Origin of the sequence: Reyranella soli (assembly GCF_007992495.1) — a bacterium.
Classification (GTDB): domain Bacteria; phylum Pseudomonadota; class Alphaproteobacteria; order Reyranellales; family Reyranellaceae; genus Reyranella; species Reyranella soli.
Genome location: NZ_BKAJ01000242.1, coordinates 1 through 10,857, shown reverse-complemented (window position 1 = coordinate 10,857; position 10,857 = coordinate 1). Strand labels below are relative to the sequence as shown.

Here is a 10,857-nt window from a genome sequence, read left to right as displayed (position 1 = left end):
CGTGGGCCAGCTGACCTACAACATGGACTTGTCGCGACGGCGCTCACTGTCGGTCGTGCAGGCGTTGGTGCAAGCCAATGGCATCGCCGCCGCCCGCCTGACTGGGCACGGCGTCGGCCCGCTCGCGCCTGTTGCGCCCAACGCCGATGAGGCCGGGCGAGCCCGCAACCGCCGCACGGAACTTGTGCCGCAGTAGGCCCAGCACGCTCCACGGCTCGCTCAGGTGACCGTCCTGAACTTGAGCAGGATCCGCACGGCCACCGATCGCTTGACAGTGAGCGGAGGTAGCAAATGGTGATCATCAAATGGCTAATGACATCTACGGCAGACCCACGGTCGCACGTGCGCACATCGAGACGTGCCGAATGTGACTAAAAGCACACTCGGCGCCACCCTTGGCGGGAAAGGCGGCCCACCAGCAACGCGCGGGTGCGGCTTCACTTCGCTTGCCTCCGGAGCGCGCTATTGTCAGAGCACTTCGACGTGTCTCGGGGTAGGGCGCGCGCCAGCTACGGCTGGGGCCGTTTTGTCTGCGGACTACGTGAGGCTACTGCATGAGGGCGCAGACGAGCAGCGCGAGGACGAGGGCCGCGCTGAGATAGGCCCCGAAGAGGCGGCGGGCGATGGTGTCGCTGTCCATCACATTAGCATCCGCAGTTCGCTCACCAGCGCCTCTCGGAGCGCCGGATGGTCGTTGGCAATGCGCACGCCCTCGTCGCCCTCCCACTGCATAAGGTTTGAGAAGTTCTTCAAGACCGTAGCCACGACCTGGGCACAATTCGCTAGGTCCAGCTCGGGATAGGTCTTCCGCAGCTTGAAAAGAACGCGGAGGCGAATGAGCTCGCGAGCTTGTACCAAGCGCGGATCGTCATCGGCGATCTGCTCGGCAGCCTGGATAAGTTGTTCGAGCTGCTCGTTCTCCGATATGACCATACTCCCCGCAGAGTTGGCGCTCATTTTGGAGACCACTCGCCCCGCTGTGGCTCCAATGTTGCAAATAATCAATGTTCGGCGCCCGAAAGATGGCGTGGACCGGCGCCTTTCCGACGCTCAGTTGCAGAGCAGTTGGAGCGCGGCGCGGTTCGTCGGCGAGAGTTTCTATTGGAGATATGGGGCAAGGCCAATGGCCACGCAGGTTACTTCCAAAGGGTTCGAGCGATGCAATCGGCGATCGGTTATACGCAGCCTGGGCGCTTAGCTCAGCGGTAGAGCACACCTTTTACTCGGGTGGGGTCGCACGTTCGATCCGTGCAGCGCCCACCATCGCCTGGCGGCGAAGTCCGCATGTCGCCGGCCATCAACGTTTTGACCGCTGTGGTCAATGATCGCCGCTTGGGCTTGCGCTACATGCGGCGCCCCGTGAGCGGAGAAGCCTCAAACAGCAACCGGCCTCGCCTTGGGGCCGGCCGGTGCGCGCTGCAAAACAGCGCCCGATAGGCACCGGCCGGCAGCTTGCTCGCGCGACGCTTGGACCGAGGCACCCGAAATGCTGCAAGTTCTCAACTACGTAACGATAGGGCTGCTCTTAGTCTGCGCTGTGATGCTCATTTGGGTTCTGATGTTCTAGCCGCCGAAAGCTTGGGCCGGCTCCCGGCTGTGATCCGTCAAACATCCCGGAGGACCTGACCTGCGCGCCCTGATAGAGCATCCAGCGGCGGTCGACTGCCACCTCGATAGCCTTTTTCGTTGCGTCGACCGGTCGGCCGCAACCTTTCCAGGGGCAGCAATACACACGAAACACTTTTCCTTAGTTCGCAACACGTCGGCGATACGGTGGCCCGGGAGGATAATGAGGGTGGCGGGCTTGAAGGGGACACGCGACGTGCCAGACGTAGTATTGGTGGATGACGACGGCCTGTATCGGGAAGCCCTGTCGTCAGACCTGGTTGACCGGGGACTTTCGGTCTCGAGTTTTGCCGATGGGCCTTCTTTCCTCGACGGCCCTAAGCAATGGCATCGAGGCGAAGATAGCGCTGCTCGATTGGACTCTGCCGGAGATGTCAGGGCTCGAGTTGCTGGGCGCCTTGAAGGAGCGGCGGATCGGACTGCCGGTCGTCTTCCTGACCGGGCACTCCAAGGTCGAACGGGAGTTGCAGGCGCTCGACCGCGGCGCCGTCGACTTTGTCGACAAGGCCCGCGGCACAGACATACTGGTCCACCGTTTGCGCGTGCTTCTCGATGGGCATCGCCAGATTTCCGCCGCGGCCATGCCTGAGATCGAGCACCACGGCAAGCTAGTTTTGTATCTTTCGATGGCGCGTGCTCTGTGGCTAGAGCAGGATGTTAGCTTGACCATCACCGAGTACAAGGTTGTGGCGTTGCTAGTGTCGAGCAAAGCCTCACTCCACACCTACCGCGCCATCTACGATGCGGCGCATTACACTGGGTTCGTCGCTGGCAACGGCGAGCACGGCTACACGACAAATGTTCGCTCGCTCGTGAAGCGGATTCGGAGAAAGTTCCTAGCTATGGACCCCGGCTTCTCGGCGATCAAGAACGTTCCGAGTCTCGGTTACACTTGGCTCGACGACCAAGCACGCGGTGCGGGTGAACCGCTGCCTTGAGCAAGGAGCCATGGTAACGCTGAAGCCTAGCGAGATTTATAAAGAGATCCGCATTCCACTGTGCACCGCTGTCCACGTAATTGCGTCAAGCCAAGTCAATATCTTCCTGCTTTCCGCCATTAAACATACGCGTCACATAGACTCGGGCCCAGTAGAGCCGGGTCGAAGCCGTTCTAATGAGGCGGTCAGAAAATTGTGATCTGGCTGATGCGGTTGCTAACTCAATGCTTCCGAGCGCAAGAGGCCTACTGCCTCAAGTGCGTCCTTGCCCTTCTTGATGACATCTGCGCCGAAAGCAACGCCTGACAGGAACGTTGCGATGGCAATAAGCAGCCAATGTCGTTTGGCCTTTCTAAGCCAAACGGCGATGAATTTCGGAAGCCGGCGTTTCGATTTGCCTCCCGCTGGAAGACCGGCGGAATGCGGGGGAACGCTCTCACGGGTTTCTTGTACTGTGGCACTTGCGCCCGACAGGCCTGTGTCGATTTCCATCCCAACACTCTCCGGCGAAAGCGGTCCTGTTGTGCACCGACATTGGCGCTAACGCTTAGCCTTTTGACACCTTAAAGTTGTGTAGCGCTTCGCCAATCGCACCGCCTGTGCCGGAGACCCACGGGCGCTCGCGTAGCGGCCTTTTTGCAGATTCGCTCGTTTACGTTCCACAGCTGAACCTGCAACAAGAGATAGGTCCGAACGTGAAGCACTCGGACCTTCATGATATCTCCAAATCGCCTTAGCCCGCTCATACCGGTGGGGCTTTTCTTCTTGCTAGATCCAGGATGTCGGCCAAGGACTTGGCAGAGGTGGCTGGCACCTGCCTCCTACAAATTGACGCAGCTTGTAACCAATTCCCTAATTGCCGGGTTTTGCATCCGGGAGCAGGCATTGCCTCGCTAGTGCTCCGGCCCGCATGTAAGCCTCGGGCCGCCCGCCCAGTGTTCACGCCCTGGGCGGGCCTTTCCTCTGGGGCATGGCCAGAATCGCCACTAGTCTTGTTTTTCTGCCCGTGGAATCGATCTAGGCTCCGTCTGGCAGTTCGGGAGGACTCCCCCAGCCTCAAAAACGTCCAGTGAGTCAAAAAGCGGACTCAGCGAACGCGCCAGCGGGGAGGGGGCCGTAACCAATCGGATCGAGATGACCCCAGCAGGAGCTGTATGACGCCCTGTGTTCGATGCCGCGGCTCCAACCGCATGGGGTCGAGCCGGCTATATGAGTTCGGCAAGGCCCTCGATGTGCCGGTGTCGTACTTTTTTGAAGAGATGCCGTCCAACGCCCTGTCGGGTCGCCCGATGTCAGGTCGCGGCCGCAAGAACTTTGGCGAAGCTGGCACTCCATTCGAGCATGAGAGGGATCCGCTGAACAAGCGCGAGACACTGGAGCTGATGCGCGCCTACTACAAAATCCGCGAAGACCGCGTGCGCAAGCGCATCTTCGAAATGGTCAAGGCCGTGGGTGCGGTGAGCCATGCCGAGGCGCTGGGTGGCGGCAAACAGCGCAAATCCGCTCAACGCGGCTGAAGCAGCGGACTGGCCCCAATGGGCAAGCTTCTCTTGCTCGCGACAGCTTTGGTCGTAGGGTCGCCTTGCGCTGCTCAAACCATCTCCGATGGCGACACCCTCAAACAAGGCGGCGTCATCTATCGCATCTGGGGCATCGACGCGCCAGAGCTCGCCCCAGAGCTGCCCTGATGGTTGGGTCGCTGGGCGAATGGCGGCGACCAGGCTGCAGGCACTGACCGCAGGCCGCTCGATCGTCTGCCGATTGAAAGACCGCGACTGGTACTGCCGGGTTGTCGCCATCTGCCGAGTTGGGGAGAGGATCTGGGCGCTACTGAGGCGTGCCCGCATTCCTCACAGTGCCAGCACGTGCATGCACGAGGCGAATGGAGGGACGCGTACCCACCTGCGATATCCGGCGACCGAGCAAGGTTGAGACGCAGAGGCAACGCCTTTGAGACGTACAGACAATGTTGCGCGGGTGGGAATGGCTCGGGCGTTTACCCGCTTCAGATGTCGAGTAATAGGAGAAGCCCGGTCACAAAACCTGGCGAACTGTCGGGAACCGATTTCGGCTCCCAACAACAGAAGCAAGGGCGCCTCACATCGAGTGAATCTGATGCAAAGGAGGTAATTTAGACTGAGCGCGGCCTACTGTGAGAAAAATCGTGAGAGAATGCGTGGCTGCCAATTCACGATTGAAACTCACCGCAGTGCGACCTTTGTCTAGCCTTCCAACCATGATCGAATTCGGCCTCCACATATCAACGACTGCTGTGCATGGTCCCGTAACTGGGGTGGCGCCGGGCAGTCAAAGTGGAGACGCATGATTGTTCATGCTCGCCTGAACCCAGGGCGGGGGTGGCAGCCCCTCCGCGCCATGCTCTATTACGCGTATCGAGTTGGGGTGGCGACACCATTGAGCCGCGTTCTTGCCGATGGCATAGCCGCGGCCGTAAGCGTTAGGCGCCCCGCTTCCAGCAAGTTGACCGGCGACCCACTCCTTGAGCAAATGCGGCGCGACGGTTACGCCACTCTACCTCCCTTGCTCTCTGAAGAGAAAATCGAGGAAATGCTGGCGTTTCTCGCCGAGCGCCGCCCGGTCGGAACCGAAGCTCTGGCCAATTACCAGCTGACGGACGTAGTGAATTGCCCCCACGCGATGGAGTTGGCCAATCACCCCTATTTGCTGGCGCTCGCCGGCTCCTATCTCGGTTGTGCCCCAACAATCTCGACTATCGGCATTCGTTGGTCCCGCCCCTATGGTCAAAGCGCGACCGTCCAGAGTTTCCATCGCGACCCTGACGATTGGAAGATGGTGAAGTTCTTCGCCTATCTGACGGATGTCGCGGAGGGCACTGGCCCGCACGTCTTCATCGCCGGCTCACAACGCGAGAGGCCACCACTCTTTGCGCGCCGCTATTCCGATGAGGACGTCGCCAACAAATATGGTGAGAAGGCCTTCATCACCATTGAAGGACGACGCGGCACCATGTTCATGGCCGACACTTCCGGCGTCCATAAGGGGGCAGTGGCGCGCAAAGGCCCGCGCCTCATGTTGGAGGTCGGCTACACGCTGTTGCCGATTTATGCCTTCGATTATCATCCGGTGACGCTGACGCGGCAGGTTCTCGACCTTGATCCCTATATCAACCGCCTGATCGTACGGCCCTGCGACGCGGCGCGCTAACTTCGGAGCGACGCCTCTCGTCCGGCGACAACCACGTGGCCGCATCCATCGCGATCTCCAGATCATCTTGCCATCCTGCGAGGACCCAAGCGCCAAAATGATGAAGCGAGGGGCTGGCCTGGGTGTTCGTGCGCTTTAGCGGCGACTAGGATGCCATCCGGCGTGGGAGTGCCGGGCGGAACGCTCTGTCGAGCGGTCCCGACGAGCCGCCGTTTCAGATATGCGAAATATTGGAGTCGCCCAGCGGAGCGGCAGCTCAATACAATTGCTTCATTATTCGGGTCAGTACAATTGGGCAGGCGCTGAGGCTATTTATTTAGCTCGTCCAATCTCCGCTAGGAGGGTGACGAGATGTAGGTGGGGGCCTTGCATGATCATTAGCGATAAGGCAATTCTCGCCTTCAGCATTTTGTCGGTGCTGGGTGTTGCCATCACAACAACCATAGAGCCAGTGCCGCCAGTCTTCCCGTTGCCGCCGTCGAGATGGCCGTCCCGGTGCGTGAGAGTCCCGCGCCCGAGCTGCCGCACGGGTATTTGACCGATCCGGACACATCGCCGCTTGCCGGTGTCATAACGGTCGCCCTTCCGCCCGCCAGTCCGATCCGGCGGTGACAGGCATCCCCCTCCAAACCGAGCTGCGGCGAACTCTCGTGTGACCGATCTTGGTGGCCGACTTCACCGGCGCTTCAAAGCTCGCTAATGCGGCGCACCGCCTCGCAAAAGATGGCAATAGCCGTTCGTAGTCATCCACTTCGCTCGGATGAGAGGGCTCTGCCAACCCGCTTAGTGCGATCCGGATCCTTCTTGATGTCCGGGTCAGCCCTGCGGGGATTGCGCCATGCATCAAAAATAGGGCCTTGGATGGGGCGCCGGTAGTCCGCAAGATCGGTGCAAGTGATGCAGCCCAGCGCACACAGTGCCGTGCTACCAAGGCGGCGATGTCGACCCCGATCGTTACCGCACGTCTTCTGAGTGGCTCATGGATCTGGAGGCGTAGTTGGCGACGGCCGACAGAGCCAACCTGTCCGACCGGCTCCTCACTGTAAACGTTTACAGTCAGCCCAGGGTGCGGGCGGTCGCCAGCAAGCAGAGTTAGCGCTAAGCGCTCAGCCTGACCATCGGAGGGGGCGACAGAAAAAGGCCGCGGACCTTTTGCCCCTGCCGGTACATCCGCGGTCAGGGGAACCGCCGCGAGCCGGGTCCGCAGGATCCGAATTCGAGGCTGCTCGAAGCTTACCAGAGGCGACCGGCTAGTGGGTTAGCTCGGTGGCCTGTCCGTGGCGTTACCTCGAAAGAGCCGGCGCCAGCCGCCGTGTTCTCGCGTCGGGGCGGCTATACTTCGGCGGATGCCACTACCGGACGTTGAGCTATCCGGCCGCTTCGTGGCCGTTGTGTATGACCTCACCAGCGGCCAGCCAGGCCGGTTCCGGCGGATCGACGACTGCGCGAAGCGCGCCGGGATAAAGCGACGGGCAGACGTGACTCGGGCCGTTGCAACGGCTGAGGCCGCCGGCTTCCTGGTCGTGCACGTCGGCGAGCAACTGGTCATGCTGACCAGCAAGGGTCGCGAATCGGCGCGTGGCTAAGATGCCGCAATACCAATGAAGGGACATCGTGGTCGATCAGCGCGGGGAATTTGATCGCGATGGTCAAGGAAGGAACTCCTCGGAAGTACCAGTTACGCGCCGTCCTGCCCGGAAGTCGCCGGCCGCTAATCGAAAACTTTGCTACACGAGATGCTGTCAACTCGCGCGGATCGCTCTTGAGAAAACGTGGTACAGCGTGGTCGTCACGCTGCCTCTCGACGACGGGTTCAATGAGGCTCGCTGGAGCTGATTGCCGATACATTGGCCGCAAGAGCCCTTGCCCTCAGTCGCGGGCCGCGACCAGCACCGGGAAACGGCGGTGGAAAACTTGTGCCAGAAACTTAGTGCAGGCGCGCCTCCTTTTGGCATGCGATCAGCCGCCTCAACTCGGCCAGAGCCTTGGCGGGGCTGGTATCCGGCAACCGCCGCAGTTGGACCAAGAGCTTCTTCAGTTCCACACTGGTCATGCCTCCGGTGACGTGGCGCGTGCCCAGGCCTACCGCAAGGCGACCAAGTCGGCCCCCGGGGCCGATAACACAAGTACGGCAGCGACAATCGCGAGCACGCCGACGCCCAACGCGATGAGACGGACCCAACTCCGAAGTTCGTGTCGCATCTCTGTCGTCCCCCTTGTTTGCGCTGCCGCCAAGCCCCGCGGACAGGATGGCGCTTTTTACCAGTCCGCGGGTTATCTAGACAGTGTCTGAAATACCGCTGAGACGCGATGGAAGTTCAATGTTGGCTGTCAAGCCATTGGCAACTCTGAAAATGCTCCGCCTGCGGCGCCGAGGTAGCCCCATCTGCCGATGGCCGTCTTCGCCATCAGCGCTCAGCCACGTCGAGCGCCGGGGCCATGCGGTCGATCGGACCGAGCAAGATGGTGCCCCGACCAGCGACCAGTACCTCCAGCGGCAATGACCGCGGCCCGGCAGCCTAGTCTGGCGGCTCGCGGTAGACGTGCTTCCAGTTCGAGGAGCGCGGCCTCGGCCTTGCGCGGCAGTATAGCCGTCGTTGCTTTTGAGCGCGATTGTTTTGACTGTACTGCAAGCTCAACAGGTAGTGGCGCTAACACCCGATAGCCTGACGCTGCGTCCTGGTTGAAGCGTTTTAGTCACAACGGACGGCGAGTTTGAGGTCACCCAGTCTGAGGATCGATCCCGGGTCCAGAGGGTGTGACTGCCCGGAAGAGATCGACTCGCCATTGATCGAGGTCCCGTTCGTCGATCCGAGATCCTCGATCAGCAGGCTGTTGTTTGCCCCCACGCTCAATCGTGCGTGGCACCTGGACACCGAAGCACTCAACAGGACGATTTCGCATTGGCCGGAATCCCGACCGATCAACACACCTTGCTTACGCTTCCCCAGTTCGTCCGTTGCCACGTCAAAGCCGAACTCGCGCCCACTGGCGTCAGACCCGTGAAAATGGAAAATGCCCCGCAATTGCACCGTTGGAACCGGCACGGTGCTGGAGCCATCGCGCGCCCGCACCCAAAAGACGTGCAGGGACCGGCTGACGTGCTTGGCCCGATGCTCACCGCCGTCGACATATGCATAGTCGTCCCGCAACTTGGCTATGTCGCGTACCGCGCGCGAGACGGCGATCCCACCCGGTTCGGCCAACACCTGGATGCGTGCGGCCAGATTGACACCGTCGCCGAAGATATCCTGATCTGTCGCGTCGATGATGATCTCGCCGAGATGAACGCCGATGCGGAAAAGCAGGCGCTGCCCCTCGGCGAGATGCCCGTTAAATTGCGCCATGCTTTCCTGGATGTCGATCGCCACTCTGACGGCGGCAATCGCCGAAGCGAATTCGGCGAGCATGGAAACGCCCGTACTGTGAATTAGGGAGCCGCCAGCTGCTTCAATGGCGGGCTGCCAAATCTTGGAGCGTGCCGACCGGAGGTTTTCGAACGTTTGGTCTTCCGCGTTCTCCACTAGGCGGACGAAGCCGGCAAGATCGGCATAGAGAATTGCAGACAGGCGCCGTTCGGTTTGAGTCATGGCCGCTAACGAGAACAATTGCTGGCATAGCTGGCAACACCGCATTGCCGTCGAAGCGTGTGAGAACATAGGCTACCTCCGATGCACTCCACAGCTGGCTTGGCTGTTAGGATCCCGCAACTTAGCGTTATCGCTTCCTTACAATGCAACAGGGCGCGCCCGCCTTGAAGGTGGGAGCGAGCGACGTGCCCAATGTATTGCTGGTGGATTGCTTACAAGGTATCATGTCTACCCCCGTCGTTACGCACGTCACAAACTGGTCAAGACTCCTGCTCAAGGGAGGCGACTTGACGCTCTGGCAGCTTTGCCAGGTGCAGGACGCGATCGAACAACTCGAGGAAGAGCGCTTTGCCGAGGCGAGCGCACGATGTCGGAGGCGGAACGACCTGACCTTTACGAGCCAGATGGCCATGTGGCCAAGGAACCGATCGAGCGGGAGCTTCTGGTTAACCAGCTAAGGACTGTAGTTGCGGCTGCATAACGTCCCCGTTGCATGCACTGCAGCGCGCTCGCATACCGCACAGTGCTAGCATGTGCATGCACGAGACTGGCGGCGGCCTGTAACGTTGCCGTCGATCATGACCGCGGCCTGCCTCACAAGCCCTTCACATTCCGCGCGCTGCAAAAGACGTTCGGCCTTATGTCGGTGCGGTGCGACCCATGTCGGCGGTACGCCAAACTGCACCTTACGGGTCTGCTCTAAGACTCTAAGTGGACTATCGCACGAAGCGGTTTAGCTGCCGCCGCTGTGGGCCGAGGCGTGGGTGTGCGTAGTCGAGCCGATCAAGGAATTGGGCATGCAGCACTATCAGTTGGATGAAATCGAAGATCCGCAGCGGCACCCGGCAGCTGTCGATCGACTAAGAGGCCGGCGGCCGAGCCGGCACATCGACAGCTCGTGTGGCGAGCTACCCGGTCGCAAGGCCGACGGCCGGCGGTGAGACGTTGGTACCTCAAAGGAGGGGACCTGTAGTCTCCCGCCAAGCTATCGCGGTTACGCCGCAGGATCCGGCCGCCTGGCGCAGTTGTTGCGCCCAGGCGGACTTCCTGGTCCCCCAGAGTTATTCTCTGACATGCTCGATCCAAACACCGACCGGTACTCGATCGAAATCAAGAACCTCACGACGGGCGAAACCGTCATCCTGACCTCGGTGGAGATGACCGATCAGCAGAAGAACGTTGTCGTGCGCCAACTACTTCAATTGTCTGGCGCACCGGCAGCGCTGTGGATAGACGATGATGAGCCTAAGAAGCCGTTCTGAGGGACGCCCGACATGTGGTGTTGGCGTCGCTTTCGGCGCGACCGCCTTATAGCAAGGACGCCTGCTGCCAACCTACGACGTCCTCACCTCTCGCGAGCCGAATGCGGAACCGGCAGGGCCACTTGGCGCGCCGGCTTGTCCTCTCGCTGCCCCTGGTAGGAGACCTGCCGCAGCAAATTGTCTTCGGTCCAGCTGAGGTAGGTCACTTCCACGACGACCTCGGGGCGGACCCAATGCACTCTGGAGAGCTGAAGC

Annotated in this window: 12 protein-coding genes and 1 tRNA gene; 8 read left to right on the top strand and 5 right to left on the bottom strand. The window is 60.8% G+C overall.

Annotation, left to right across the window (positions count from 1 at the left end):
• Positions 1-196 (top strand): OmpA family protein (locus RSO01_RS43870; RefSeq protein ID WP_147155902.1); only part of this gene is annotated, 196 nt, incomplete at its 5' end.
• Between the two features lie 443 nt (positions 197-639).
• Here RSO01_RS43870 and RSO01_RS43865 read toward each other — a convergent pair.
• Positions 640-957: a hypothetical protein gene (locus RSO01_RS43865; RefSeq protein WP_147156928.1), complete on the bottom strand. Its 318-nt coding sequence runs from the start codon at positions 955-957 to the stop codon at positions 640-642.
• 231 nt (positions 958-1,188) lie between these two features.
• Between RSO01_RS43865 and RSO01_RS43860 the strand changes: the two genes are divergently transcribed.
• Together RSO01_RS43860 and RSO01_RS43855 are read left to right on the top strand one after the other, a co-directional pair.
• A tRNA-Val gene (locus RSO01_RS43860) sits at positions 1,189-1,263 on the top strand.
• Between the two features lie 656 nt (positions 1,264-1,919).
• Positions 1,920-2,564 carry a response regulator transcription factor gene (locus RSO01_RS43855; protein WP_170303824.1) on the top strand — a complete coding sequence of 215 codons (645 nt, stop codon included), beginning with the start codon at positions 1,920-1,922 and terminating at the stop codon, positions 2,562-2,564.
• A gap of 216 nt (positions 2,565-2,780) precedes the next feature.
• Here the strand turns inward: RSO01_RS43855 and RSO01_RS43850 are convergent, their stop codons facing one another.
• Positions 2,781-3,056: a hypothetical protein gene (locus RSO01_RS43850; RefSeq protein ID WP_147156926.1), complete on the bottom strand. Its 276-nt coding sequence runs from the start codon at positions 3,054-3,056 to the stop codon at positions 2,781-2,783.
• Positions 3,057-3,718: 662 nt separating this feature from the next.
• On the opposite strand from RSO01_RS43850, the gene RSO01_RS43845 reads away from it, so the two are divergent.
• The 4 genes from RSO01_RS43845 (at position 3,719) to RSO01_RS48080 (ending at position 7,336) form a co-directional block, all read left to right on the top strand.
• Entirely contained in the window at positions 3,719-4,081 is a 363-nt protein-coding gene (locus RSO01_RS43845; RefSeq protein ID WP_174825996.1) for a transcriptional regulator, read from the top strand.
• Between the two features lie 18 nt (positions 4,082-4,099).
• On the top strand, positions 4,100-4,252 hold the full coding sequence (locus tag RSO01_RS48085) for a hypothetical protein (protein WP_170303823.1): 153 nt from the start codon (positions 4,100-4,102) through the stop codon (positions 4,250-4,252).
• Between the two features lie 820 nt (positions 4,253-5,072).
• Positions 5,073-5,750, top strand: a complete 678-nt coding sequence (locus RSO01_RS43840; protein ID WP_170303822.1) for a phytanoyl-CoA dioxygenase family protein — start codon at positions 5,073-5,075, stop codon at positions 5,748-5,750.
• A gap of 1,346 nt (positions 5,751-7,096) precedes the next feature.
• On the top strand, positions 7,097-7,336 hold the full coding sequence (locus tag RSO01_RS48080) for a helix-turn-helix domain-containing protein (RefSeq protein WP_170303821.1): 240 nt from the start codon (positions 7,097-7,099) through the stop codon (positions 7,334-7,336).
• Between the two features lie 341 nt (positions 7,337-7,677).
• Here the strand turns inward: RSO01_RS48080 and RSO01_RS49675 are convergent, their stop codons facing one another.
• Both RSO01_RS49675 and RSO01_RS43835 read right to left on the bottom strand, forming a co-directional pair.
• A complete protein-coding gene (locus tag RSO01_RS49675; RefSeq protein WP_281291634.1) occupies positions 7,678-7,803 on the bottom strand; it encodes a hypothetical protein in 126 nt (41 codons plus the stop codon).
• Positions 7,804-8,443: 640 nt separating this feature from the next.
• Positions 8,444-9,340, bottom strand: a complete 897-nt coding sequence (locus tag RSO01_RS43835; protein ID WP_170303820.1) for an adenylate/guanylate cyclase domain-containing protein — start codon at positions 9,338-9,340, stop codon at positions 8,444-8,446.
• 1,073 nt (positions 9,341-10,413) lie between these two features.
• On the opposite strand from RSO01_RS43835, the gene RSO01_RS43830 reads away from it, so the two are divergent.
• Positions 10,414-10,602, top strand: coding sequence for a hypothetical protein (locus RSO01_RS43830; protein ID WP_147156923.1), 189 nt, complete (start codon positions 10,414-10,416; stop codon positions 10,600-10,602).
• Positions 10,603-10,685: 83 nt separating this feature from the next.
• Here the strand turns inward: RSO01_RS43830 and RSO01_RS50165 are convergent, their stop codons facing one another.
• Positions 10,686-10,841 carry an ATP dependent DNA ligase gene (locus RSO01_RS50165; protein WP_373867997.1) on the bottom strand — a complete coding sequence of 52 codons (156 nt, stop codon included), beginning with the start codon at positions 10,839-10,841 and terminating at the stop codon, positions 10,686-10,688.
• Between the last annotated feature and the right edge of the window lie 16 nt (positions 10,842-10,857).